Origin of the sequence: Mycobacterium sp. 4D054 (assembly GCF_052245755.1) — a bacterium.
Lineage (GTDB): Bacteria > Actinomycetota > Actinomycetes > Mycobacteriales > Mycobacteriaceae > Mycobacterium.
In genome coordinates this window covers 53623-79644 of the sequence record NZ_JBQQCF010000016.1, presented here as the reverse complement: position 1 = coordinate 79644, position 26022 = coordinate 53623, and the positions used below count along the sequence as shown (strand labels likewise).

At 67.5% G+C, this 26022-nt stretch carries 24 protein-coding genes; 13 read left to right on the top strand and 11 right to left on the bottom strand.

Annotated features, from left to right (window positions below):
• Nucleotides 1–3: 3 nt before the first annotated feature.
• From eccB to ACTWP6_RS13840, 11 genes are all read left to right on the top strand, one after another.
• A complete protein-coding gene (eccB, locus tag ACTWP6_RS13890; protein WP_260756209.1) occupies nt 4–1476 on the top strand; it encodes a type VII secretion protein EccB in 1473 nt (490 codons plus the stop codon).
• Complete coding sequence (gene eccCa / locus ACTWP6_RS13885) at nt 1473–3695, top strand: type VII secretion protein EccCa (RefSeq protein ID WP_443187992.1); 2223 nt, start codon at nt 1473–1475, stop codon at nt 3693–3695. The genes eccB and eccCa overlap by 4 nt, the downstream gene beginning before the upstream one ends.
• Nucleotides 3695–5446 (top strand): type VII secretion protein EccCb, encoded by a 1752-nt coding sequence (eccCb, locus tag ACTWP6_RS13880; RefSeq protein WP_443187991.1) that lies wholly within the window; start codon nt 3695–3697, stop codon nt 5444–5446. Before eccCa ends, eccCb begins: the two co-directional genes overlap by 1 nt.
• Before the next feature lie 176 nt (nt 5447–5622).
• A complete protein-coding gene (locus ACTWP6_RS13875) occupies nt 5623–5919 on the top strand; it encodes a PE family protein (protein WP_260756212.1) in 297 nt (98 codons plus the stop codon).
• A gap of 17 nt (nt 5920–5936) precedes the next feature.
• Nucleotides 5937–7256: a PPE family protein gene (locus ACTWP6_RS13870; RefSeq protein WP_443187990.1), complete on the top strand. Its 1320-nt coding sequence runs from the start codon at nt 5937–5939 to the stop codon at nt 7254–7256.
• A 102-nt stretch (nt 7257–7358) separates the two neighbouring features.
• Nucleotides 7359–7667 carry a WXG100 family type VII secretion target gene (locus ACTWP6_RS13865; RefSeq protein WP_260756214.1) on the top strand — a complete coding sequence of 103 codons (309 nt, stop codon included), beginning with the start codon at nt 7359–7361 and terminating at the stop codon, nt 7665–7667.
• 31 nt (nt 7668–7698) lie between these two features.
• Nucleotides 7699–7995 (top strand): WXG100 family type VII secretion target, encoded by a 297-nt coding sequence (locus ACTWP6_RS13860; RefSeq protein WP_260756215.1) that lies wholly within the window; start codon nt 7699–7701, stop codon nt 7993–7995.
• Between the two features lie 94 nt (nt 7996–8089).
• Nucleotides 8090–9472: a MinD/ParA family ATP-binding protein gene (locus ACTWP6_RS13855; protein ID WP_260756216.1), complete on the top strand. Its 1383-nt coding sequence runs from the start codon at nt 8090–8092 to the stop codon at nt 9470–9472.
• A complete protein-coding gene (gene eccD, locus ACTWP6_RS13850) occupies nt 9469–10995 on the top strand; it encodes a type VII secretion integral membrane protein EccD (protein ID WP_260756217.1) in 1527 nt (508 codons plus the stop codon). Before ACTWP6_RS13855 ends, eccD begins: the two co-directional genes overlap by 4 nt.
• A 9-nt stretch (nt 10996–11004) precedes the next feature.
• Complete coding sequence (locus tag ACTWP6_RS13845) at nt 11005–11751, top strand: hypothetical protein (protein ID WP_443187989.1); 747 nt, start codon at nt 11005–11007, stop codon at nt 11749–11751.
• Entirely contained in the window at nt 11748–12059 is a 312-nt protein-coding gene (locus tag ACTWP6_RS13840; protein WP_260756219.1) for an ESX-1 secretion-associated protein, read from the top strand. Before ACTWP6_RS13845 ends, ACTWP6_RS13840 begins: the two co-directional genes overlap by 4 nt.
• Here ACTWP6_RS13840 and ACTWP6_RS13835 read toward each other — a convergent pair whose 3' ends face one another.
• Together ACTWP6_RS13835 and ACTWP6_RS13830 are read right to left on the bottom strand one after the other, a co-directional pair.
• Nucleotides 12060–13073, bottom strand: coding sequence for a hypothetical protein (locus ACTWP6_RS13835; protein ID WP_443187988.1), 1014 nt, complete (start codon nt 13071–13073; stop codon nt 12060–12062).
• Between the two features lie 15 nt (nt 13074–13088).
• The gene (locus tag ACTWP6_RS13830; protein WP_260756224.1) at nt 13089–13949 is read right to left on the bottom strand and encodes a secretion protein EccK; all 861 of its coding nucleotides are present in this window, start codon (nt 13947–13949) and stop codon (nt 13089–13091) included.
• Here ACTWP6_RS13830 and ACTWP6_RS13825 point away from each other — a divergent pair.
• Together ACTWP6_RS13825 and ACTWP6_RS13820 are read left to right on the top strand one after the other, a co-directional pair.
• Nucleotides 13948–14337, top strand: coding sequence for a hypothetical protein (locus ACTWP6_RS13825; protein ID WP_443187987.1), 390 nt, complete (start codon nt 13948–13950; stop codon nt 14335–14337). The two genes, ACTWP6_RS13830 and ACTWP6_RS13825, sit on opposite strands and share 2 nt — an antisense overlap.
• 27 nt (nt 14338–14364) lie before the next feature.
• Nucleotides 14365–14769, top strand: coding sequence for a hypothetical protein (locus ACTWP6_RS13820; protein ID WP_443187986.1), 405 nt, complete (start codon nt 14365–14367; stop codon nt 14767–14769).
• 1984 nt (nt 14770–16753) lie between these two features.
• Here the strand turns inward: ACTWP6_RS13820 and ACTWP6_RS13815 are convergent.
• The 9 genes from ACTWP6_RS13815 to ACTWP6_RS13775 form a co-directional block, all read right to left on the bottom strand.
• Entirely contained in the window at nt 16754–16945 is a 192-nt protein-coding gene (locus ACTWP6_RS13815) for a hypothetical protein (RefSeq protein WP_260756227.1), read from the bottom strand.
• 74 nt (nt 16946–17019) lie between these two features.
• Nucleotides 17020–17328 (bottom strand): hypothetical protein, encoded by a 309-nt coding sequence (locus ACTWP6_RS13810; RefSeq protein ID WP_260756228.1) that lies wholly within the window; start codon nt 17326–17328, stop codon nt 17020–17022.
• A gap of 9 nt (nt 17329–17337) precedes the next feature.
• A complete protein-coding gene (locus ACTWP6_RS13805; RefSeq protein ID WP_443187985.1) occupies nt 17338–18711 on the bottom strand; it encodes a WXG100 family type VII secretion target in 1374 nt (457 codons plus the stop codon).
• A gap of 2 nt (nt 18712–18713) precedes the next feature.
• The gene (locus ACTWP6_RS13800) at nt 18714–19052 is read right to left on the bottom strand and encodes a YbaB/EbfC family nucleoid-associated protein (protein WP_313901362.1); all 339 of its coding nucleotides are present in this window, start codon (nt 19050–19052) and stop codon (nt 18714–18716) included.
• Nucleotides 19049–20683 (bottom strand): PPE domain-containing protein, encoded by a 1635-nt coding sequence (locus tag ACTWP6_RS13795; protein ID WP_260756230.1) that lies wholly within the window; start codon nt 20681–20683, stop codon nt 19049–19051. The genes ACTWP6_RS13800 and ACTWP6_RS13795 overlap by 4 nt, the downstream gene beginning before the upstream one ends.
• Before the next feature lie 31 nt (nt 20684–20714).
• Nucleotides 20715–22112, bottom strand: coding sequence for a type VII secretion protein EccE (gene eccE / locus ACTWP6_RS13790; protein ID WP_443187984.1), 1398 nt, complete (start codon nt 22110–22112; stop codon nt 20715–20717).
• Nucleotides 22109–23455 (bottom strand): type VII secretion-associated serine protease mycosin, encoded by a 1347-nt coding sequence (gene mycP, locus ACTWP6_RS13785; RefSeq protein ID WP_443187983.1) that lies wholly within the window; start codon nt 23453–23455, stop codon nt 22109–22111. The genes eccE and mycP overlap by 4 nt, the downstream gene beginning before the upstream one ends.
• A gap of 240 nt (nt 23456–23695) precedes the next feature.
• Nucleotides 23696–23953 carry an HPr family phosphocarrier protein gene (locus ACTWP6_RS13780; protein WP_260756232.1) on the bottom strand — a complete coding sequence of 86 codons (258 nt, stop codon included), beginning with the start codon at nt 23951–23953 and terminating at the stop codon, nt 23696–23698.
• Between the two features lie 34 nt (nt 23954–23987).
• Nucleotides 23988–26009, bottom strand: coding sequence for a PTS fructose transporter subunit IIABC (locus ACTWP6_RS13775; protein ID WP_260756233.1), 2022 nt, complete (start codon nt 26007–26009; stop codon nt 23988–23990).
• Between the last annotated feature and the right edge of the window lie 13 nt (nt 26010–26022).

Genomic DNA, 26022 nt, shown 5'->3' with positions numbered 1-26022 from the left:
GTCATGGCGGGATTCCGGCTCACCACCAAGGTGCAGGTCAGCGGCTGGCGGTTCCTGCTGCGCCGCGTCGAGCACGCGATCGTGCGACGTGATACGCGCATGTTCGACGATCCGTTGCAGTTCTACAGCCGCGCGGTGACGGCCGGAATCGTCCTCGCGGTGCTGATCTGCGTCGGCGCGGTGCTGCTCGCATACTTCAAACCGCTCGGAAAGCGCGGCGGTGACACGCTTCTCGTAGACCGCACCACCAACCAGCTCTTCATCGTGCTGCCCGACAGCAGCCAGCTCCGCCCCGTCTATAACCTGACCTCGGCGCGTCTCATCCTCGGCGAGGGTCGGACTCCGGTTGCAGTCAAGTCCGAAGAACTCGACAAGATGCCCAAGGGACAATCCGTCGGCATCCCGGGTGCGCCGTACGCCACCCCGGTCACGTCGTCGCCGGATTCGCAGTGGACGTTGTGCGACACCGTTATCAAACCGGACAGCGTAGCGCCTGCGGTGGAGTCCTCGGTGCTGATCACCCCGCTGGCGCTGGACGCGTCCGTCGCCGCGATGCGTCCGGAGCAGGGCATGCTGGTCTCCTTCAAAGATCAGGACTGGCTGGTCACCGCGAGCGGCCGGCACCTGGTCGACATGGCCGACCGGGCGGTGACCTCCGCGGTGGGCATCCCGGTGACCGCGCGGTCCACCCCGATCTCGGAAGGCTTGTTCAACGCGCTGCCCAACGCCGGCCCGTGGCGGTTGCCCGACATCCCGGCCGGCGGCACCCCGAACTCGGTGGGTCTGCCCCCGGTGCTGGTGGTCGGTTCCGTATTCGTGACCGTGACCGACTCCGACGAACAGCACTACCTGGTGTTGCCCAACGGTGTCGCGAAGGTCAACAACACGACCGCGGCTGCTCTGCGCGCCACCAACTCCTATGGGCTGATCGAGCCGCCAACGCTGGAGTCCAGCGCGGTTGCCCGCGTTCCGGAGCAGGTCTATTCCTCCCCGCTGCCCGACGCGCCGATGGAAATGCTGCCGCGCCAAGAGGTTCCGACGCTGTGCTGGGCCTGGCAGCGGGTCGCCGGGGACCAGACGCCCAAGATGACGGTCATCGCCGGCCGTCGGCTTCCGCTCTCCCCGCAGATGCTGCGCTCCGGTATCGACCAGATCACCGGCGACGCAACGGTCTACATCGACGGCGGGCAGTACATCCGGCTCCAGTCGCCGGATCCGCGCTACGGCGAGAACCTCTACTACATCGATCCGCAAGGGGTGCGCTACGGCCTGCCCGACGAGCAGACCGCGGCGAAACTGGGACTGTCCTCGCCGCGCACCGCTCCATGGCAGGTGGTGAGTCTGCTGGTCGACGGCCCGGTGCTCTCGCAGCAGGCGGCGCTGGTGGAGCACGACACGTTGCCGCCGAACCCGAATCCGCGACGCGCCGGGGGCGACGCCGCGGTGGCGGGCGCAAGCACTGGAGGCGGAGGATGACCACACGCAAGTTCACCCCGATCATCAAGCGGGGACCGCGTCTGACGCCCGGGGAGATCAATGTCACCCCGCCCGAAGATCTCGGCGTCGACATCCCGCCGTCGGGCATGCAGAAGGCGCTGCCCTGGGTGATGGGCGGCTGCATGCTCGGGATGATCGCGATCCTGATCTTCGGTGGGCTGCGCGCCTTCTCGCCGTACATGCTGATGATGCCGCTGATGGTGGTGATGGGCGCGGTGGGTCTGATGGCCGGTGGCGGCAGCGGCGGCAAGAAGGTGCCCGAGATCAACGCCGACCGCAAGGAGTACCTGCGCTATCTGGCCGGATTGCGCACCCGGGTGACGTCCTCGGCGTCGGCTCAGGTCACGTTCTTCAACTATCACGGGCCGCATCCCGAGGATCTGTTGTCGATCGTCGGTACGCACCGGCAGTGGTCACGACCGTCCAACCACGACTTCTACGCGGCGACGAGGATCGGGCTGGGCTCCGAACCCGCCGTCGACCGGCTGCTCAAGCCCGCGGTCGGCGCCGAGCTCGCCGGACCCGCCGGCGCTCCGCAGCCCCATCTGGAGCCGGTCAGCCACATGTGGGTGACCAAGTTCCTGCGCACGCATGGGCTGATTCACGATTGCCCGAAACTGGTGCAGCTGAAGACATTCCCGACGATAGCCATCGGCGGTGACCCCGAGGGCTCGGCGGCGCTGCTCCGCGCGATGATCTGCCACCTGGCGGTGTTCCATCCGCCGGACATGTTGCAGATGCGGGTGCTCACCGACAACCCCGAGGATCCGGCCTGGGCGTGGCTGAAGTGGCTGCCCCACCTGCAGCATCAGTCCGACACCGACGCCGCGGGCGCCACCCGCATGGTGTTCACCCGACCGGACGCGCTGAGCGACCTGGCCGCGCGCGGCCCGCACACCGCCGACGCGACCCCGAGCGGACCGTACGTCGTGGTCATCGACCTGACCGGCGGCAGAGCCGGTTTCCCGATGGACGGGCGCTCCGGCGTCACTGTCATCACGCTCGGTAACCATCGCTCCGCCTACCGGATCCGGGTCAACGAGGACGGCACCGCCGACGACAAACTGCCCGGTGCGTCGTTCCGGCAGGTAACCAGTCAGGTTGACGGGATCGCCCCGCGGCAGGCCGAGCGGGTGGCCCGCAAGCTGGCAGGGTGGTCGATCACCGGGACGATCATCGACAAGGGCACCCGGGTGCAGAAGAAGGTCGCGACCGAATGGCACGAGATCGTCGGGGCGCAATCGGTCGAGGAGGTCACCCCGGCGCGCTGGCGGATGTTCACCGACACCGACCGGGACCGGCTCCGGATCCCGTTCGGCCACGAACTCAAGACCGGCGACGTGATGTACCTGGACATCAAGGAGGGTGCGGAGTTCGGCGCGGGCCCGCACGGAATGCTCATCGGCACCACCGGTTCCGGCAAGTCGGAGTTCCTGCGCACGTTGATCCTGTCGCTGGCAGCCACCCATCACCCCGACCAGATCAACCTGCTGCTCACCGATTTCAAGGGCGGGTCGACCTTCCTCGGCATGGAGAAACTGCCGCACACCGCGGCGGTGGTCACCAACATGGAGGAAGAAGCCGAGCTGGTCAGCCGCATGGGTGAGGTGCTCACCGGTGAACTCGACCGCAGACAGTCCATCCTGCGGCAGGCGGGCATGCAGGTCGGCGCGGCGGGTGCGCTGTCCGGCGTCGCCGAATACGAGAAGCACCGCGAGCGGGGAGCCGATCTTCCGCCGCTGCCCACGCTTTTCGTGGTGGTCGACGAGTTCGCCGAACTGCTGCAGAACCATCCGGACTTCATCGGGTTGTTCGACCGGATCTGCCGCGTCGGCCGGTCGCTGCGCGTGCACCTGCTGCTGGCGACGCAATCGCTGAACACCGGTGGCACCCGCATCGACAAGCTCGAGCCCAACCTCACCTACCGAATCGCGTTGCGCACCACAAGCTCCGCGGAGTCCAAAGCGGTGATCGGCACACCCGAAGCGCAGTACATCACCAACAAGGAGAGCGGTGTCGGCTTCCTGCGGATCGGCATGGAGGATCCGGTGAAGTTCCAGAGCGTCTACACCGGCAATCCGTATGTGCCCACCGTGGTCAGCGCGGGAGACGACGAGGCTCCGAAAGCGCATGCCGACAGAAACATCCGTATCCACCGCTTCACCACGGCGCCGATCATGGATGCGAGGGTGAGCTGATGACGGTCGAGTCCGGGCAGAAGGTGCTGCGCGAAGTTGTCCTCGAGCAGCTGACCACCGGTGAGAATCATGCCTACCGGATGTGGTTGCCGCCGTTGGCCGATCCCACACCGGTCAACGAGCTGATCGCGCGCGACTACGAGCGGCGGCCGTTGCGGATCGGGCTCGGCATCATGGACGAGCCCCGCCGGCACCGGCAGGAGGTGTGGGGTATCGACGTCACCACCGCCGCAGGCAACATCGCGATCGGCGGGGCTCCTCAGACGGGTAAGTCGACGCTGTTGCAGACGTTCATCCTCTCGGCATCGGCGTCGCACACCCCGCGCCAGATTCAGTTCTACTGCGTCGACATGGGCGGCGGCGGGCTGATGTACATCGAGGACCTGCCACATGTCGGTGGCGTGGCGACCCGGGCCGAGCCGGACCGGGTCAACCGTGTGGTCGCTGAGGTGAAAGCCGTGCTGCGGCAACGTGAGCAGACGTTCAAGGAGTACCGGGTCGGCTCCATGGCCGACTACCGGCAGATGCGGGACAACCCCGATCACCCGGCGTCGGCGGACCCTTTCGGGGATGTGTTCCTGGTCATCGACGGCTGGCCGGCGTTCGCAGCCGAGTTCACCGAACTGGAAGCCACCGTGCAGGACATCGCCGGGCAGGGACTGGCCTACGGCGTGCACACGATGATCTCCACTCCGCGCTGGACGGAACTGCGTGCCCGGGTGCGCGACTACCTCGGCACCAAGATCGAATTCCGGCTGGGCGACGTCAACGAGACCCAGATCGACCGGATCACCCGCGAGATCCCGATCAACCGCCCAGGACGGGCCGTGTCGACCGAGAAGCACCACCTGATGATCGGGGTGCCCCGGCTGGATGGCGTGCACAGCGCCGAGGGACTGGTCCCCGCGATGTCCGCGGCCGTCAAGGAGATCGCGGCGCGTCACACCGAGGAAGCCCCGCGCGTGCGGGTGCTGCCCAGCCGCATCTACCTCAACGAGCTGGATCCGAACCCGCCCGGTCCGGACGCGGATTACCGGACGCGCTGGACGATCCCGGTCGGCGTGCGCGAATCGGACCTCACGGTGGCGCACAACCATATGCACACCACCCCGCACCACCTGATCTTCGGTGCGGCCAAGTCCGGCAAGACCACCATCGCGCACGCGATCGCGCGGGCGATCTGTGCCCGCAACACTCCGCAGCAGGTCCGGTTCATGGTGGCCGACTATCGGTCCGGTCTGCTGGAGGCGGTGCCTGAGACCCATCTGCTGCCGGCCGGCGGGATCAACCGCAACCACGGCGTGCTGGAGGAGTCGATCAGGGCGCTGGTGTCGAACCTGGTGAAGCGGCTACCGCCGACCGACCTCACCCCGTCGCAGCTGCGGCAGCGGTCGTGGTGGACCGGACCCGACGTCGTGCTGTTGGTCGACGACTGGCACATGATCACCGCCGCCGGCGGCATGCTGTCGCCGATGGCCCCGCTGGCGCCGTTGCTGCCGGCCGCCGCCGACATCGGTCTGCACCTGGTCGTCACGTGCCAGATGAGCCAGGCGAGCCGGGCCACGATGGACAAGTTCGTCGGGACCGCGTACGGGGCGGGCACCCCGACGATGTTCCTGTCCGGAGAGAAGCAGGACTTTCCGTCCCGCGAGATCGTGGTCAAGAAAAGGCCCCCTGGCCAGGCGTTTTATGTGACACCGGATGTGAAGGAAGTGATCCAGGCGGCGTATGTGGATCCGCCCGAAGAATAAGTGTTCCGAGCACTCTCTGACGGCGGTTAATATTGGGAAGTGCTTTTCCAGCAAATGGGAGAGTAGCCGAAAGGCAATTTTTGTCGGGGGGGTCAAAAAGCATCCCCGCTGGGTATCGGTGCCGATACTCCACAACTAAAGACATCCATGTGTTTAGACCAGCGAGGTAACAGCAAATGCAGCCATTGAGTCATAACCCGGGTGCTGTCGGCGTCGGCGGGCAGGTCACCGCGAACGGCGCGCGGGGTCTTGCGACGGGCACCGCGGCCACCGCCGAGGTCAGTGCGCTCGCCCCGGCAGGGGCTGATGAGGTCTCGGCCGCGGCGGCGTTGAACTTCGCTGCCGAAGGCGTGCAGACCCTCGGCATCAACGCACTCGCGCAGGAGGAGATCGCGCGCGCGGGCGCCGCCGTCATCGAGATCGCCGGGGTGTATCAGGCCGTCGACGCTGCGAACGGCGCGACGCTGATCTGAGCGGAGCAACCTGAGTCATGGCCGCCATCGGCATTCCCATCCCACCGATCTGGGGAGCGTTCCCTCCCGAGATCAATACGTCGCGGCTGCAGGCCGGTGCCGGTGCGGTGCCGATGCTGCAGGCGGCGGCGGGCTGGGAGGCGTTCGCGATCTCGCTGGAGACGCAGGCCGATGAGCTGACGGCCAGCCTCGCCTCGCTGGCCCAGATGTGGCAGGGAATGGGCAGCGAGCGCGCGGTTGCCGCGGCGATGCCGATGGTGTTGTGGCTGCGAATGCTCTCGCTGCAGGCGCACAAACGGGCCGCCCAGGCGTCGGCGCAGGCGTCGGCGTGGACCACAGCGGCCACCGGCACCCCGCAGTTGCCCGAGATCGAGCAGAACCACATCACCAACGCGGTGCTCAACGCCACCAACTTCCTCGGCGTCAACACCGTCCCGATCGCGGTCAATGAGGCTGACTACGTACGGATGTGGAACCAGGCGGCCGCGGTGATGACCGCCTATGAGGCCGAGACCATGCTGAACTCGACCTTCGAACCGGTGGCGCCGCCGAAGCCGATCGTGCTGCCGGGCGGAGCCGAGTCGGCGCTGGCCACCGGACTGGCCGGCGCCGCCCCCGGGATGGCGACCGCCGTCGCCCGCAATGCGACGTTTACCAAGGTGAGCAGCATCGGCAAGCTGGACGAGCTCAACCAGAAAGCCGGAAAGGTCGAAGGGACACTGCATCAGGCCGCGAATTCGGGCCGCTCCCAAGCCGAGCAGGGCCAGCTGCTGCAGCAGGCCCCCCAGCAGGGAATGCAGATGGGCATGCAGATGGCCTCCCAGTTGGGCTCGACGCTGGGCCAGGTCCCGCAGCAGATGATGCAGGGGGTCACGCAGCCGTTCCAGCAGCTGACGCAGCCGCTTCAGCAGATGTCCTCGCTGTTCGGTCAGATGGGCGGATTCGGTGGCGACAAGGGGGCACAGATCGGAATGCTGGGCGCCACACCGTTTTCCAACCATCCAGCGATCGGTGGGAACGGTGCTGCCGCCGGTGCGGGTCTGGTGCGCGCCGCGTCGTTACCCGGTGCGGGCGGTACTGCTGCGCGGACCCCACTGATGTCGAACCTTGTCGGTTCAGGACTGCAGCCGACGATGAACGCCGTGTCGGTCGGAGCGGGAGCCGGTGCGGGCGTCGGCGCCGGCCTGGCTCCTGTCGGCGCCGGAGCCGGGATGGGCGCCGGCGGACCGATGGGGATGCTGGGCCAGCGCGGCAGGAGCGGTGGCAGCAAGCCCGGATTGAACGCGCCCGCACCGCTGGAGCACGACCTCAGCGAAGACGAAGACGACGACTGGTAGTCGTCCACCACAGACTTGCCGGCCGCCTGGGTCGGGAGGGCTCGCCGATGCGGCGAGAGCACAGGGAAACCGAAACGCCGGTAACAGAGAGAAGGTCATCACATGGCACTTGAGGCAGATGTTGCGTCGTTAGCCACTGAGGCGGGGACATTCGACCGGATCGCGGGCGAGCTCACTGCGGTGCGCGCCCAGGTCGAGTCCACCGCCGCGGCTCTGGCAGTCAACCTGGATACCCCGGATGCGGGCAGGGCGGCGCAGGCCGCGCTGCTGCGTTACCAGGAGGCCTCCGATCAGCAGATCCGTCTGCTCACGGACATCTCGCAGAACATCCAGATCAGCGGCATCAAGTACGAAGCCACCGACGCCGACAACTCCTCGCGCGTCGCGGCCTCGATGAGCAACGTCCTGTAGCCCACACCCTCAGACCTTAAGGAGAACCATTGTGACTAGCGGAGGCTCGATCAACTACAACTTCGCCGGCATCGAAGCCGATTCCGGTGAGATCAGCGCGGCCGTGGGCAAGGTCAACGGCCTGCTCGCCGAGGGCCAGGGCGCACTGAACCGGCTCCAGGGCACGTGGCGCGGGGACGGCGCGATGTCCTACGAGGCCGTCCAGCAGCGCTGGAACCAGAACTCCGAGGAACTGAACCTGGCGCTGCAGAGCCTGGCGCACGCGGTTCGCGACTCCGGTGTCGACATGGGCGGCACCGAGCAGAACGTGATGGGAATGTTCACCTAACAGCTGCACCACGCCGGTGGGCGACCGGTCCCGGGACCGCGATCGCCCACCGCGTGCACAGCTCGCTTTACACCGAAACCCTTGAGAGGTGCACATGTCGGCCGACTATGACCGGCTCTTCCACTCCCCGGATGCCGTCCGAACCGCCGACGAGGATCCCGACCGGGACCCCACGCCGGCAGGGCGGGACACCGCGGTGCCGCCGGGGAACCCACCCAGCGGGGACGCCACCCCGCCGCCCATGCCGGCGGCATCTGCGCGCACCCAGACGGCGCAGGCACCTCCGTCCTGGCACACCGAGGTGATGAGCCCGGTCAACGATCTGCAACCGCCACCGCAGGCGGCTCCGCAGCATCGGGTGCCCAACAACGGGATGATGCGTGCTCCACAATCCACGCCCCAGCCGGGGGCACGCCACGAGCAGCAGCGCCCGATGACCGCCCCGGCGCCACGGCCGGCACCGGCGCCGCCGCCGTCGCAGTTCTACGGCGACAGCGTCGATCACCGACCGCCGGCGGCACCCACCTCGGCGGCCACGATGGGCAATCACCGCGCCATCGACGCGCTCTCCCACGTCGGGGTGCGCTCGGCGGTCAAGATGCCGTCCCAACGCGGCTGGCGGCACTGGCTCTACGTGATGACCAGGATCAACCTGGGGCTCTCCCCCGACGAGGTCTACGAACTGGACCTGCACACGCGGATCCGCCGCAACGCCCGCGACTCGTACCACATCGGGGTCTTCGGGCTCAAGGGCGGTGTCGGTAAGACGGCCGTCACCGTCGCGTTGGGGTCTGCGCTCGCCAGCATCCGCGGAGACCGGATCCTCGCCATCGATGCCGATCCGGACGGCGGCAATCTCGCTGACCGCGCCGGCCGGCAGTCGGCCGCGACGATCGCGGACCTGCTGTCGGACAAGGAACTGAAGCGCTACAACGATATTCGGGCCTACACCAGCATGAACGCCGCGAACCTGGAGGTGCTGTCCTCGGAGGAGTACAGCGCCGCCCGGCGCGAGTTCAACGACGAGGACTGGCGTGCCGCCACCGAGATCGTCTCCCGTTACTACAACTTGGTGCTCGCCGACTGCGGCGCGGGGCTGTTCCAGCCGGGCGCCCGCGGGGTGCTCTCGACGGTGTCCGGACTGGTGATCGTCGCCAGCGCATCCATCGACGGAGCGCGTCAGGCGGCGATCACGATGGACTGGTTGCGGCAGAACGGATATCAGGACCTGCTCGGAAGGTCCTGTGTCGTGATCAACCACGTGACCCCGGGCAAGCCGAACATCGACGTCGAGGACCTGGTGCAGCAGTTCGAGCGGCATGTGCCTGCCGGACGGGTCATCGTGCTGCCGTGGGACAAGCACATCGCCGCGGGCACCGAGATTCAATTGGGGCTGCTCGGCAAGACATTCACCCGCCGGATCGTCGAGTTGGCCGCGGCGCTGTCCGACGACTTCGACAGGCTTGAGCGGCGTTGACCGCAACGGTTGCCCCTCCGACGTCGTCGGGCACCACGCCGGGGCGCCCGTCGACCACCCGCGTCACGATCCTGACCGGCCGTCGGATGACCGATCTGGTGCTGCCGTCGGCCGCGCCGATCGAGACCTACGTCGACGAGACGGTGTCGGTACTGGCCGACATCCTCGCCGACACACCCGCAGACGTGTTGGCGGGCTTCGACTTCAAGGCCCAAGGAGTCTGGTCGTTCGCCCGTCCCGGCGCGCCACCGATCAAGCTGACCGACTCCCTCGATGACGCAGGCGTGGTCGATGGATCGTTGTTGACCGTCGTCTCGGTGAGCCGGACCGAACGGTACCGCCCGTTGGTCGAGGACGTCATCGACGCCATCGCCGTGCTCGACGAGACCCCGGAGTTCGACCGCGGCGCGCTGTACCGCTTCGTCGGGCTGATGCTGCCGCTGGCGGCGCTGATGGTCACGACGGTGGGGGTTCTGTCGTGGCAGTCAACCGGCCGCCACTGGTGGTGGGCGGTGGCCCTTGGCGTGCTCGGCCTGGGTCTGACGGGCGGCAGCATGCTCGCCCAGAAGCGGTTCGACAACTTGAACATGGCCGAGAGCCTGCTGGTGTCGTCGATGGTGGCACTCGCCGGTGCCGTCGTGTTGGCGGTTCCGTTGCCGGACGGGGTGGAGTCCCTGGGCGCGCCGCAAGTCGCGGGCGCCGGGGCGCTGGTGCTGCTGATGGTCCTGGCCACCCGAGGCGGTCCGCGCGGCCGGGCCGAAGTCGCGGCGTTTCTGGCGGTCGTCTCGCTGGCGCTGACGATCGCCGCCGTGGCGTACGGCTACGGATGGAACAGCTGGGTTCCGGCCGGGGCGATCGCTTTCGGGCTGATCGTGGTCACCAACGCCGCGAAACTGACGGTGGCCGTGGCGCGGATCGCGTTGCCGCCGATCCCGGCGCCGGGTGAGACGGTGACCAACGACGAGCTGCTGGACCCGGTGACCACGACGGATGCGTCCGAGGAATCCGAGACGTGGCAGGCGATCATCGCGTCGGTGCCGAGTTCGGCGGCGCGGTTGACCGAGCGCAGCCGACTGGCCAAACGCCTGCTGATCGGCTTCCTGAGCGCGGGAGCACTGATTCTCGCCGCGGGCTCGATCGCCGTGGTCGTCCAAGGACACTTCTTCGTGCACAGCGTGATCGTCGCCGTCCTGGTGACGATGTTGTGCGGCTTCCGTTCCCGGCTGTACGCCGAGCGGTGGTGCGCGTGGGCTCTGATGGCGGCGGCGGTGGCGATCCCGACCGGAGTCACGGTGCGGCTGTGCCTGTGGTACCCGGAACGGGCCTGGCTGCTGCTCGCGGTGTACACGGCGCTGGCGGTGGTCGCCGTCATCCTCATCGGTGCGAGCGAGGGTGTTCGGAGGATCTCGCCGGTGACCAAGCGGATTCTCGAATTGTTGGACGGGGCGACGATCGCCGCCGTGATTCCCATGCTGCTGTGGATCGCCGGGGTGTACGACGTCCTGCGGAACCTGCGGTTCTAGGAGGCCGATATGGCGACCGGAGGCACCCCACCACCGCTCTCGGTGAACCCCGAGGAGCTGAGCGCCGCCGGTGGTGCACTGTTGAACGCGGCAGGTCAACTACCGGAGGCGCCACCACCTTTCATGCCGGTGGGCACGGATCCGTTGTCGGTGGCGATCATCGGGCAGATCCCGGCGGTGGAAGTGCCCATCGCCACGCAGCTGCCGTTGATCCAGGCGCAGGCGACGACCACCGCGGAGAACGTGCAGAACGCCGCGCAGGCCTATGCGGCCACCGACGCACGCAACGGTGCCAAGATCACCAAGCTCATGGAGAATGCTCCGGAAACGCTCGGAATGGGTTCCGGCGGAGGGGGAATGGCGGCGGGGTCCGGCGGCGCCGGGTCGGCGGGTCAGATGATGAATACGCCGATGCAGATGGCCGGTCAGATGGCGCAGATGCCGATGCAGGTCATGGGTGCGGTGGCCGCGGTGCCGCAGGGAATCATGCAGGGCGCGCAGCAGGCCGGCCAGCAGGTGCAGCAAATGGTGGGGCAGTTCGGTCAGGGCGGTGCAGGAGGTCAGACCGGCTCGTCTGCCGGCGATAGTCGTGCCCCCGAGGTTCCCGGCGTTCCGGACACAGGTTCAGACGGTGCCGCCGCGGGAGCACCCGATGCCGAACGTGCACCGGAGGCCAAGGAGAAGGCGGATGCTTCCGGCGAACAGCGCGAGGGTCGTCATCGCGCCCCTGACCCCGACGAAAGGATCAATCTGTGACCGCACCCCTGGAAGTCGACACCAGTGTGCTGCGCCGGGTCGGCGGCGACTTCAGCGCCGCCGGCGACCGGATGGCGGGAATGCGGGCCGACGCACCGCTCGCCGACGCGGCGGCCGGAGTGCCCGAATTGCAGACCGCCGCGGCGTGTTACGCCGCGCAAAGCACCATCGCCGCTGAGATGGAGACCATCGCCGGCAACGCGCGCACCTACGGCACCGATCTGAAAAGCGCTGCCGACCGGTACGACGCGACCGACGAGGCGTCCGGCGAGGCGATCGAGGGCGTCGGCATTCCCGCGCCGAGGTGACTACCTCCGGACGGCGCGGCAGGCGTGGTCGGTGAGCGCTTGCAGCTGGTTGGCCGCGTCGTCGAGGTGGCTGTCCGGCAGCCCGTAGCTCGGGAGCGCCAAGGCGAAGGCGCGTCGGTAGTGGGACGACAGCGCGGCGAAGTCCGCGGCGGTCAGGTTGCCGCTCAGCAGGCCGAGAAGCTGAGTCCGGTCGGCGTTCTGCGACATGATGCCCGCGGTTCTGTCATCGAGCTGACGAAGCTCCGTAGGGCGTTGTGAGGCAGGCACATTCCGGTCGTGCCGGTCGCGCCATTCGCGGGTCTGGTCGGTGTATTCGATCGTCATCGAGATCCATTCGTCGCAGAAGGCGGAGGGCTCGACGATGAATCGCGGCGGTCGGCTGGGGTCGGGCAATCGCTCCTCGGGAACCGGGGGAGGTCCAGGCAGGACCAGAGGTCCGCGGTCCGCTGCGGCGCCGAAATCGATTGCCGCGCAGATTGACCGGATAGCTCCGACGGCGCCGGCTGCCGCACGCGCGAGCTGGTCTGCCGCGGGACGGTAGTTGCCGACGCTGCCGGCGTAGGCCCGCCAGTACGCGATGGCCTGTCCGTACAGCTCCCGCATGACCCGGTGCGGGGTCTGCTTGGCCAGCGGGACCGTCTTGTCTGCGGCTCCGCGCATCGCCTCCGCCACCGCCTCGTACTGTCGGCGCTGATCCTCAGTCCACTCGGATCGGGGGATGGCCGGGTCACGACGGTGCCAGCCGTTACCGAGCTCGGTGCCGAGCGCTGCGATGATCGGTTCCCAGTCCGGGCAGGTGGGGTCTTCGGTGATGATGCTGACCGGATCCTGGTCCTCGGCGCTGGCGATCTGCTCCGGTTTGACGGTGGGGCTGGGGGGCGGCGCCGGCGCGGCAGACTGCGCGGCCTGGTCGGATTCCCCACGGGAGATCCACAGCACGGCGGTGACGAGCACGATGACCGCGAGCAGGGCGCCGACCATGCGGGGCAGGTGGAGACGTCTCAGCTGAGTCATCTCCACCGACGGTACCTACACCGTGGCGTCCACGCCGACGGCGTCGCTCATCAGTACCTGAAGGTGCTGCCAGTACACCCAGTCGGCGATCGCTCGTCGCTGGTCAGCGGGTTCGGCGGAGATGTGGGCGTTGTACAGCGCGATCTCCTGGGCGTGGACGGCGTAGGCGACGAACGCCTTGAGGTGCGGAACGCTACGTTGCGGATTGGTGCTCATCAACGGTTTGGCCACTTCAAACCACAGCCGCGCAGTGTCGTCGGCGGGAGCCTCGATGTCGGCGGAGGCAGGAGGAAGCAGATCATTGAGCCCGAAATCGCTGACCGCGCCCAATCGTTGGGCGGCGTCGGGGGCGATGACTTCGAGACGGCTGCGTCCCTGCATTTGGCCCGTCTCGGGAATGTCGTCCTGGGTCAGGACGATCTTGGCGACGCCCGGGTCGAAATTCGAGAACTGTTCTTCGGTGGCGACCACCGCCCGTAGCTGATGGTTGTGGTGATGTGCCCAACCCTGAACGGCGAGAATCGGATAGGTGGCCCACCTGGCGCGTTCGGTGGCGGGGATCGATTCGTCGGCGGTGGCCATCCGCACTTGCTCGGGCAGGTTGACACCGTCGGGGATGTAAGCCAGGCCGTAGCTGTTCGCGACGATGATCGTGCCGTCGGTGGTGACACCAGTGACCCAGTAGAAGCCGTAGTCCATGACGCCGACGTTGAGTGCCGCGCCGATATGACGGGCTTGCTGCAGGGGATCGCTGCCGTTGTTCTTGCGGCGTGCGGCGCCGGCCGTTGAGGCGGACAGGATCGCGTCGCGTTCGGCACGGGCTGCCGACACTGGAACGGGTGCGGCGGCGGTGCCGCCAGCGTTGGACGTCGACATGGGCGCGACGCCGGGCCCGAGGGACGCGGTCGAGGCGCCGCCAGGTGTCGCGGTCGGCGGGGGCGGTCCGGGAGGAGGTGGCGTTGTCGGTGGTGCGAGCGGAACCGGCGGCGCGGCGGGGGGACCACCCGTCGCGGGCGGGCCGACGGGTGCAGCCCCAGCCGAGCCTCCGCCGGACACACCGCCTCCGCCACCGCCCATGCTCGCGCCGCTTGATGCGGCGGGCGGTGGTGCTGCAGCGGGTTGGCTGCTGGGCTGCGGAGCCGGAGCGGGGGACGATGCCGGCGCGGACGAGGCGAGCGGTGGTGAGGCCTGGTTGCTCAGCGGCTGCATCGGGGTGGCGCGAGAGGCTTTGGCTGCCTCGGCCGGCGCCGCGGTGGTCGGCTGACCGGCGGCCGCACCAGCGGGGGATGCGGTGCTCGTTGTCGGCGAGCCGGAAGCAGAGGACGAGTTGGCCGCGGACGAGGCGGATGGCGAACTTGAGCTGCCTGCCGATGGGCTGCCCGCGGATGGGCTGGTGCTGCCGAGCGGACTGGAAGGGGACGAAGGGCTCGAAGGGGAGCCGGGGCTGCCGAGTCCGCTCGGGGTGCCGGGGGTTGAACTGTTCGCTTCCACGGGCGCGTTCGGCGGCAGTGGGCGCGCAAGCAGGGGATCCTCTGTGACCCTCGCAGGATTTAGCAGGGGCGACGTACCGGTCGGCGCCGTCCGCGCCTGGAAAAACTGCACGTCGCGGCTGGACTTGGACGGTAGATATGAAGGCATCGGCGTCGGCTGCTGGGTGGGCAATGTAGCGAGACGTTCCGGCGGCGGTGGCGGTTGATACTGCTCAAAGGCCGTGACTTGAGTGGTTGCGCCAACAACGAGCGATGTGTTCAGCGCGTTCTGTGAGACGACCCATGCCTTTATGAGGGCATCCTTCTCTCCAGCGTCAAGATCTGGCAGTTCTCGAATGGCTGCAAAATACGCTTGGGCGTCTTCAAGGTTCTGGTTTATCGTCTCTTTGGTCTGGAGGATGACCTGGGCGACTAAGGTGTACCAGGCAATGGACTTCTCTATATGTGAGTACAGGTCGTTCATCTGGTTGATGCGTGTTTCGACTGCCGTACTACCTCTCTCTGCGGCACTTCCTTTCCACATTCCGCCGGCGAAAACCTCTGAATGCTTGCCCTTCCAGGACTCCATAACTCCTATAAGTTCGGAAGCCTTTTGTGAGTAGGTTACTGCCCGTCCACGCAGCAGATCTTCGTCAATGTCGGGCCAACCGGCCGGCTCGGTCATCTCTTCAATAAACTCACCTGGAGATTTCGCAATTCCCATTCTTATGCTCCAACGGCTCGGCACGCTTCGCTTATAGCGCCCGCCAGGGAGCCAGCAACTACCTGAAGGTAGTCATCCGCAGGTGCGTATGTTAGGAGTGCGCTTGAGTATGCCCGCCTGTACTGCGCACTCAGAGTCGCAAAGTCTGCCCAGACCGCATTGTCGCTTTTCCGTCCTACGCGTTGGGTTTCATCTGCGAATGCCTGCATGATTGGAAATACTGCTGCATTAATCGCGCGCTCTGCAGGTTGCAATTCTGTAGCCGGAATGTTCGGATCAATCGTACGCCACTCGGCGGTCTGATCCGTGAAAACTCTCGCGCCATCGAGCCATTGCGAACACATGGGATTTGTCATTGAAAGAAAAATGCCGGGGGCATCGGTATCCGGCGCGTTAACGCCACCAGGTGGCGGTGCTGCTCTCGCTACGAGGGGTGAACGTGCGCCCGCTGAACCGTAGGTGATGGCATTGCAAATGGCATCGAGAGATTCCGAAATTGCTATCGACACGCGTACGAAGTGATCGGCAGCGGGCGTGTAAGTGGCAATACGGTCGGCGTATTCGCGGCTATACGCTATGAACTGCTCGTAAAGCTCCCGCATAACTCTATGAGGTGTCTGTTGCGCCAGCTTCGCTGTGCGGCTTGCAGTGTCGTGGAGCGCGGCACCAACAGCGTCGTATTGATTCCGGACTTCGGCAGTCCATTGCGTCGCTGGTACCGCTGGATCGCGGACGTGCCAGCCATTCTGCTGGGCTTGCGCGAACGCCGCCGATATGGGCCTCCAAGGCTCACACGTAGGATCCTCAAGAATGATCCCGGCCGGGCTCCTGTCACCGGCACTGGCAATCTTCGGAGTATTGGCTGTCGGGTTTGGCGGGGCAGATGCGCTCGGCGGGTGAGGAGCACCCGAGTCCTTATTGAGGATGAGGACTACTGACACCACAGTGAGCACGACGATCACAAGCGCAGCCAGTCCGCCCAGCACCCACTTGCCGGTATTGCCCGATGCTCGAGCACCAGTCAGCTGCTGGCCCTGAGGCTGCGTCCCCCAAGGCCCGGCTGGCGGATCGCCCGGCATGGGATGGGACGGCGGCGGGGGCGGTGGCCATTGTCCGGGCGGCGGTGTGCTCACGTGGCCGCCCCCCGTTCGTGCCCGATCATCTCCAACCCCTTCCGGGTCGAAGAAGACCCGCCGTGGAATCATCAGCCGTCGTCCTAATCAGAGTACGAGACACACGGTCAGCTACTGGACGCTGATTCTGGCTCGGGGCACAGTGCGCCGGGAACGCGCTCCGAGGCGAACTCCATGACCCGCTGACGCACCGGACGGCGCCGAGCCCGCGAATCGGATCCTCCTTGAAGGACCTATGCCGGTGATGTTTCAGGAAGGCTCTCGCAGCATTACCCGGCCCAACCTCCGGTGAGCATGACTCGCAATCGGCGGGTTTCACGAGGCCAGTGCTGTGCATCCACAGTCGAACAAACATCAATTGCTTACCCCTCCCAGAGTGCCTGCGACCCAGAAGGGCACGATCGTGAGCGGAATCGTCGCCAGTGACAACACGAGTCCCGTGCAGAACTGCGCCGTCACCTTCAGGGCCAGCGTGAGCGGAAGCCCCACGACCAGTAGACCGACAAAACCTGCGGCAAGCCCGAACACCCCAAACAGGAGCAACACCAGGCACAGGGTCCCTAAGATGACCCCGACTAAGCTTGCGGGGCCGAAGAATTGGCTCAGTCCAGGACTGCCTTTCATAGCATCATCACCGCAGCGGCAAAGACGAAGAAGCCGGCGACAGCTACCGCGACCGATGTCCCGCGCATCCAGGGCGACACCGTAAGCCGCAGAACAACGAAGCAAATCCCCAGAGCGGCGAGGGTGGTGCCGACCGCGATTGCCTGGGCACCCGAGTCCGAAAATTCAAAGTGGCCCAGCACCATCACAACGACCAGCGTGCGCAGCAATGCTGCTGCCAAAAGGAGCGGAACGCCGAGGGTGGCTGCCACCCAGAAGTAGGTCTGTGTGTGTTGCGGCACCGGAGCGCCGAAGTGTGCAGTCATCGATCGCCCCTAACGCACCACGACGACGTTCGGGACCTGGTCGGTCGGTCCCAGGTCTGTCGGCATGTTCGGATCGACCCATTCGCGAACGCCCGGGACGATGTCGATGAAATCTCGGAACGCTCCTGGCACCGGTGAAGCGTATGGCGCGAAAGCTGCTGAGCCCTCGCCGATTCGATGGAAGAACGGCAGCTCCGTCAGCGGCCCGAAAGCGTTGCCGCTGTCCGCGGCGTCCTGCGCGAGAGTGTGAGACGAGCCGTCGGGCATGCTCTGGTAAATCTCCAGCGACGGGTAGTCCCCGATGATGCCGTCGACGGCGGCAGGCCGGCCGCCAGCTCCCGGGGTGATGACGACATCCCCACGCACCACGTGCCCAGACACCTCCGCTCGCGGCGGGGCAAACGCGTTCTTGGCCTCGTACTGGATCCTGACAGCGCCTCCCGGGGTCTGCTGAACCTTCACCTCAGGTAGCAACACCGCCACGTCGCCGTCAACGTCCACGGACGGGTTCTGCCGCGCGATGACCAACCCGTTCTCGTAATCGACATACAGACTCACACGCGTGTCCCCCGGCGCGAAATCTGGATCGAACCCGCGGTTGTCACCCAGATCGTTACGGGGGATGTTGAATACCTGATCGCTGGGTATGAAAAGGCCGGCCTTGATAAACCCTTGGCCGGGAACAGGTTCGATCCTTCCCACCACAATGCTCGGCGGCTTTCCGCTGTACCTGGTCGCGTAGCTGTGCGGGTCGAGGGCGGCCGCGGTCTGCCAATCGACCGCCGACGTCGGCTTCCGCCCGAAAATCTCCATGAATGCGGCGCTCTCATTGTCGCGCCGAATGACGTCGAGAACAGTGGGCGTTTGCCAGGTCCCGGGGAAGTCTTCCACCCGCATGTGCATGCCGGTGCGTTCGCCGCAGAGCGCCGCGGCGGTGGCCGTGTCGGCAGCCGTGAACGTCGCCAGCAGATTCCTCAGGACCGCCGAGTAGGCGGTGGCCACGTCCAGCGACATAAACCGGCCGATACCCAAAGATGTGACACGCCCGTCATCACTGAGCACACCGCCGAACTTGGCAACCTGGACAACCGCGGTCAGGACTTGTTCGCGAAGTTCGGAGAGCACACTGCCGCCGCGCGACATGACCTGCTGCGTCGTGTCCAAGCGGTCCCGCAGGGCTTGATGGGCAGCCACAATCGACCGGCCGCGATCAAGCGCCGCCAACCCGGCGTCGCCAGACCAACTTTCACTCAAGGCCTGCAACAGTCCGTGCTGGCCTTGAATCATGGCGTCGACGTCGGCTATCGACTGCCGCATCGCTTGAGCCGCACCGGTCAACCGGTCCGGCTCCGAAGACCGCACAACAGAGATGGTCACGGACACGGCTATTCCATTTCCGGAATCTCCGCCGTGATCTCGGCGACCACTGCGTCGATCCGCTCACGGTCGGCGTCGATCGACGCCGATGCTTGTTCACTCGCCCTGTGCAGAGCCTCGTTCACCCGATGCTCGACTTCTTCGGCGCCCAGACGCAGCAGGCCGTCTTGGATGTAGACGTCCTTGAGCCACTGATGCCCGTTGAGCGTCACCTCGACGGTGTCGTGTTCGTCAGTCGCGGTGAACGATGAGGTCGCCATCTTGTCGAGCTGCTCGTCCATCAACGATTGCAGTCGCCGTGCTTGCCGTAGCACCGCAGCCACTTCCGGGTGCATGTCGTCGGTCACTGCGTGTCCCCCTTCTTGTCCTCGCCGGCGCCGCGTCGCCGCGGCCGAACACCGATGACCTGCTCGGTGTGGGGCCGGTCCTCGACATAGAGCGGCTCGTCGGGCGACAGCTGCGGATTGCGTTTCTTCTCACCGCTTCCGCTGCCGTGTGCACCGCCCATCATCGGAGCCATGCCGCCGCCACCCATTGCTCCGGCAGCCGCACCGCCGGAGCCGCCGGTCGCCCCCGGGCCTGCAGCCGCCGGCAAGACCGGCGTCGGTGCCACCGTCTCCGCGCCGACCGCGGGTTGCATCGGCATGGCGGGGATTCCGCCACCACCGCCGCCTGCGCCTCCGCCCCCTGAGCCACCGCCTCCGGCCGCCGCGGGCCGCAAACTCGGATCGATCGGCAATTTCGGTTCGCCCTTCCCGACACCCGGCGACCCGCCTCCCGGAGAGCCGCCCGGCGACCCGCCGCCCGGAGAGCCACCCGGCGACCCGCCACCCGGTGACCCGCCGGGCGATCCACCTTGCGAACCCCCTTGCGGCGAGCCCTGTCCGGCCTGCGGTGCTGCCTGCTCGGCTGCCGACATCGGTGACACCGGCGCCCCCTGCGGCGTCTGCGGTTGACCTCCCGGCTGCTGCCCACCGGCGCCCGACGACGACTGTCCGCCACCGCCACCGGTGCCGCGCCGCTCCTCGGGCTCGGTCTGCGCCGGGACACCCCGTTGCCGGGGATCGCCGTTGCGCGTCACCGGTGCCGTGGGTGCCACCGCGTCGGGACGCGGTTGCGGCGGCTGCACCGGCGTGGGTTGGCCGGCCCTGGCGTAGGTTTCGCGGATCGCCTCGGACTCCTGGTACAGCTGCTCCATCTGCAGCTGAACAGCGCGTCGGGCGCCTCCATCCATCGGTGTGGTCATCAGCTGGGTCTGCAACGCCTCGTACTGAGCCCTGATCGGCGCATTGGCAGCCTTGGCCTGGTCGTGGGCGAGCGCCAGCTTCTCGGCCTCGGCCGCCAGCTGAGTCCACTTGCCCGCCAGGGCTTGCAGCCAGCCTCCGAACGACTTGAACTTCACATACGCAGCTTCGGCGGCGACACCTTCCCAGTTCTGGATCCTGATCTCGAACGGGAGTGAGGCTTCGGCCAGCCGGGCGGCGTTGGCGCTCCACTGGCCGGCTGCGGCCCGCAGCGCGGCGGCCTGGTCGCCCTCCAGCAGCTTGTTGTCGGTCTCGATGGGGTCCAGGATGTCGCCATCGGTGGCGACGTTGTCGAAGCCGGCCATCGGCGGGGGTGGCGGTGGCGCGGGTGTTGCGTTGGCTCCGATCGGCACCGGCGCACCCGGCGGTGACGACGTGCCGCCCGGAATCGTGCTGTCGATGTTGCCCGCTGACGCGGCGTCGACGGCCCGGTATGCCTGGCCCACCAATCGCAACGTCTCAGCGAGTCTTCGGCTTTCGGTCTTGCCCCACTGCTGCTCGGCGTTGAGCGCCTCGGCGTTTTTGATCAGGTTCCGTACCGATGCCGTTGTCGGGGTGAGTTTGTCCGGTTCGACGACCGTGACCGCTGTGGGATCCTCACCCCACGGGATTCCGTCGATCATGGTGGCCTTGCTGTCGAGATCGTCGGGATCGACCTTCAGTTCGTCGGCCATTACGCGTCCTCCCGATGCCGCGAATGCCCGGTCATGGCTCCAGAACCATCTGGTAGCGGCTCTCCTCGCGCGGATTGATCAGCCGGATCGGCAGCTGCTTGTGGCGTGGAGTGGCGATGAAGTTGTCCCGCAGCATGACTCGGCCGACTCCGGGATGCGGCCGAAGATACGTCGTCGCGGTCGGCCACACGACTTTCGCGACCTGCCCGATCCTGGCGTCGACGATCGCGGCGAACTCTTGGAACTGCGGCTGCAGGGTGACGACCGCGCCGGCCGCCGCCGACCTCACCACGAACTGGGTGAACAACCGGGCGTTACCCAGGTTCACGCTGACGTCCACGTCGTCGAAAGGCATGTACACCGGATAACGGTCCGCTGTCTCTCCCACGAGCACCCCGGCGGACCCGATCGGCAACTCGTAATGCCGGTCGGTCACCGGGTTCTCACCCAGTAGCGCTGCCCGCTGGCCGCCGTACAGACACGAAAAGCCGCGCGGGGTGGTCGGATTCGCCAGCGTCGTCAACAACACGGTCGTGGTCGGCGCCGAACCCGGCGCGATCCGCACTCGGGTCAGGGTGTGATCGGCCCGCGCCGACCACCACACGTCCGGGCCGCCCGGGGCGTGATAGGCGGCGGTGAAGGTGCTGCGGCCCTTCACCATCGACCACGTCTCGCGTTCGTAGCTGATCTCGGTGGCGCGGTCGAAGTCGTCGAAACTGCGCGCGGGCCGGGCGTCGACACCCGTGCCGGCCAGATGGTCGGCGATCCGGGTGGTGGACGACACCAGATACTGCGCCAGGCCGGCCACCCCGTCGTTTCGCCGCAACGCCGATTTGCGCGTCTTGTCCGGATCGGCGCGCAGCACGATCCAGGTGCGGCGGCTCGCCGGAGCGGGGTAGGGGCCGACGACCTGCTCGTAGAGCGCGACCAGCGCGGCCGGGGCGGTCTTGCCGACGCGGTATCCCGCGGAAACGATGTCGGCCTCCAGGTCCGGGCAGTATGCGCCGAGCAGCTCTTCGACCAGCTGGGTGTCGACGACGTCGTCGGTGGCGGCCGCACCGTTGACGATCACCGTCGGGGTGAACGGCCGGGGGATCAGCTCGATCACCGACACCATGTAGTCGCCCTGCCAGCGCAGCGCGACGTGGTCGCCGGGGATCACGGTCGCGCCCACGGCGGGCTCGGAGGGTTGCGGCGGCGCCTGCTTGTGCCGTCGCCGCCACGCGAACAGCGCAGCCACCCAGCCGCCGGGGCGGCGGCCGCGGATCGTCACCACCGCGGCCAGACCGATCAGCACCGACAGCGTGATGCCGAGCCACATCAGGTCCAGCTGGGCGAAAATCAGCAGGCACGCCGGGATCAGCACCGCCGCCCACAGCGCATGTCCAGCGCTGAACCGCAGGCCGAACAGGGACAGGATCTTGTTCATCGGCGCCTCAACGCGCGCCGCGCCAACGCTCCGATACCGAGCAGCGCCGCCACCCCGACGCCGACCACCACAACCCCGGTGATCGGGCTGCGATCCGGCGGCGGCACGTACACCGGCGGCGGAATCTCCTTGATGTTGTAGGGGACCTCGGCCGGTCCGGGCGGCACCTCCCAGGTCAGTGCAGCCACCGGATCGATCACCCCGGCGCCGACGACGTTGTTGACCCCGCCACCCGGATGTCGGGCGGTGGCGGTGATCCGGTTGATGACCTGGGCGGGCGTCAACTCCGGAAAGCGCTGCCTGATCAGCGCCGCCAACCCGGACACGTAGGCGGCCGAGAAGGAGGTGCCGCTGATCGGGATGGGTCCGTCCTCGCCCTGTAACGCGTTGACGGGGTTGCCGTCGTACCCGAGTGCGATGAGGTTCTCGCCGGGCGCCGCGGCCCCCACCCAAGGTCCCTGCATCGAGAACCCGCTGGGCTGACCGTTCGGGGCGATGCTGCCGACGGTGAGCACCAGCGGCGAGTACCAGGCCGGCGACACGATGGTCTGCACTTCCCGCCAGCCGCGCGGATCGGCCGGTACCGCGGCGTCGGGGGGCGGGTTCTGGGTGCAGTCGTTGCCGGTGTTGCCCGCGGCGACCACGATCACCGACCCCTTGACGTTGACGGCGTAGTTGATCGCCGCCCCGACGATGGCTTCGTTGATGGGGCGGGTGATCTTGTAGCAGGCGGCCTCGCTGATGTTGATGACGTGGGCGCCCATGTTGGCCGCATGCACGATCGCCCGCGCCAGGCTGCGCAGTGAGCCGGCGGTCTGGGTCGCGTTGGGATCGTTGGGGTCGTTGCGGGCGCCCACCGGGGAGAAACTGTCCGAGGTCTGCCGCAGCGACAGGATGCGCGCGTCAGGGGCGACGCCGATGAACGCGTCGGTCGGTGCCGGCCGGCCGGCGATCACCGCCGCCGTCAGCGTGCCGTGCGCGTCGCAGTCCGACATGCCGTTGCCGCTCTGATCGACGAAGTCACCACCGGGTTCGGCCGGCACCCGCGGCGAACCGTTCACGCCCGTGTCGATGACGGCCACAGTTATCCCCGCCCCGGTTGCGAACTTCTGCGCCTCGGGCAGCCGCAGGTAATCGTTGGCCCAGGGCCGGTCGGCGAAATTCGAATTGGGGAACACGGTCGGCGCCGCACAGATGCGGCGCTGCTCCATCGGCTGGTCAGGGCCGGTTTCGTCGGGAGGAATCGCCGCCGGATCGATGATCGGCGGCTCGATCGCACCTGCGGGCGGGGCTGTCAGCAGTACCAGCGACAGCGCGGCGATCAGCGCACCAATACGCCGCACGCGATGTCACCCCCCGCCTCACCTGACCGGCACACGCTGTGCCGGCGATCTGGCAGCAAACTCGCCGCCCATCGTCGCGCAACCCGAGAAACTGGCCTCGGGCTACGTGTTGAATGCACATCGGCAATGCTAAGGGCGCCGGGACGGGGGTCATTCCGCTTTCTTGGCGCCGAGATCGCGTCTGTTGAGGTCGTTGGACCGCTTCAGCCGCGTGGAATGCGATTTCGGCGGGATTGGGCGCTACGCGTCGAGGTCTTGCTGGACCAGCTCGGCGACCTTGTTCAGCGCGGCCTCGTCGTCGGACGACACAGTGACCTCGGCGCCGTTGCTGGCGCCGAGCGTCATGATCATCAGCGCCGAGCCGGCGTCCACAGGCTCACCGCCGTCCATCGACAGCGTGACGGGCACCCCGGCCTCGACCACGGCCTCGGCGATGATCGCGGCGGGCCGGGCGTGCAGGCCGATGGCCGATCCGACGATGACGGTCTTGGTGGGCATGGATTCTCCTTTATGGGTGTGGGGTGGAAACCGGTCAGGCGGTGACGAGTTCGGGTTCGGCCTTGTCACCGGCCTTGATGAACTGCTTGGCCGCGATCACGGCCAGCGCGGCGGCGACGGTGCCCGCCACCAGCGCGATGAGGAACCCGAGCTTGTTGTCGATGGCGAACAGCACGAAGATGCCGCCGTGCGGGGCCCGCGAGGTGGCACCGAACGCCATGCACAGCGCGCCGGTGATGGCGCCGCCGAACATCATCGACGGGATCACCCGCAGCGGGTCGGCCGCGGCGAACGGGATGGCGCCCTCGGAGATGAACGACGCACCGAGAAGCCAAGCGGCCCGGCCGTTCTCCCGCTCCGGCTCACTGAACAGCTGTGGCCGGATCGTGGTGGCCAGCGCCATCGCCAGCGGCGGCACCATGCCGGCGGCCATCACCGCGGCCATGATCTCGAACGACGCGGTGGTCTGGGCGGCCAGCCCGGCGGTGGCGAACGCATACGCGGCCTTGTTCACCGGACCGCCCAGGTCGAAACACATCATCAGGCCCAGGATGATGCCCAGGAACACCGCCGACGTGCCGGACAGCCCGGACAGCCAATTGGTCAAGCCGGTGTTGATCAGCGCCAGCGGGCGGCCCACCAGGAAGAACATGATCAGCCCGACGAACAGCGACGCACCCAGCGGCACGATCACGACCGGCATCAGGCCCCGGAACCATTGCGGCACCTTGCGATTGCTGATCCACAGTGCCGCGAAGCCGGCCAGCACACCACCGACGATGCCGCCGATGAAGCCGCCGCCGATGAACACCGCCAGCGCGCCGGCGGTGAAGCCGGGGGCGATACCGGGCCGGTCGGCGATCGCGAACGCGATGTAGCCGGCCAGCGCCGGCACCAGGAAGCTGAACGCCAGCCCGCCCAAGGTGAACAGGATCGCGCCCAGGTACTCCAGGAACCCGCCCGGCGGCAGGTTGGTCAGCGAATTGTTCAGCGCGATGTCGTTGCCGGTGTCGGCGATCTCGTACCCGGCGAACAGGAAGCCCAGCGCGATCAGCAGACCGCCGGCGGCGACGAACGGGATCATGTAGCTCACGCCGGTCAGCAGGATCTGCCGGGTGCGGGTGCCCCAGCCGACGTTTCCGGACGGCGCCGCCGCCGTCGCCGCGCCGGACCCCTCAACCCGCGCGGCATTCGGATTGTCGGCTGCGGCAACCGCTTCGGCGATCATCTTGGCCGGCTCGTTGATCGCGCGCTTCACCCCGGAGGCCACCACCGGCTTGCCGGCGAAGCGGCCCCGGTCCTTGACCCCGACGTCGGTGGCGAAGATGACCGCGTCCGCCTTGGCGATGGTGTCCGATGGAAGCGGAGTGCTGCCCGACGAGCCCTGGGTCTCGACCACCAGGTTCACCCCGGCCTCCTTGGCCGCGGCGGCCAGCGCGTCGGCGGCCATGTAGGTGTGCGCGATGCCGGTCGGGCACGCGGTGATCGCGACGACGGTCTTGGCGGCCGGCGTCTCGACCGGAGTCGCTGGGGCGGCGGGCGTCGGAGAAGCCGGAGAAGATGCCGCTGCGGGCGTCGCAGCCGGGGCGGGCGCCGGGTTGACCACCCCGTCGACGAGCCCGACCACCTCGTCGGCCGAGGTCGCCTCTCGCAGCGAGGCCACGAAGTCCTTGCGCACCAATGCCCGTGCCAGACTCGACAGCAGCTTCATGTGCTCCTGCCCGCCTGACTCCGGTGCGGCGATCAGGAACACCAGGTCGGCGGGTCCGTCCGGCGCGCCGAAGTCCACGCCGGGCTGCAGCCGGGCGAACCCGATGGTCGGGGTGTCGACGTACGGCGACCGGCAGTGCGGGATCGCGATGCCGCCGGGCAGGCCGGTGGCCGACTGGCCCTCGCGCGTCATCGCCGCGCCGACCAGTCCGTCGGCGTCGTCGGTGCGCCCGGCGGACGCGAGCGCGGCGACCAGTCGGGCGATGACAGCCTGCTTGTCCCCGTCGACCGAGACGTCGAGCAGCACAAGGTCACGCGTGATGATCGGGGTGGTGGAGGTGGTCATGGCATTACCTTCG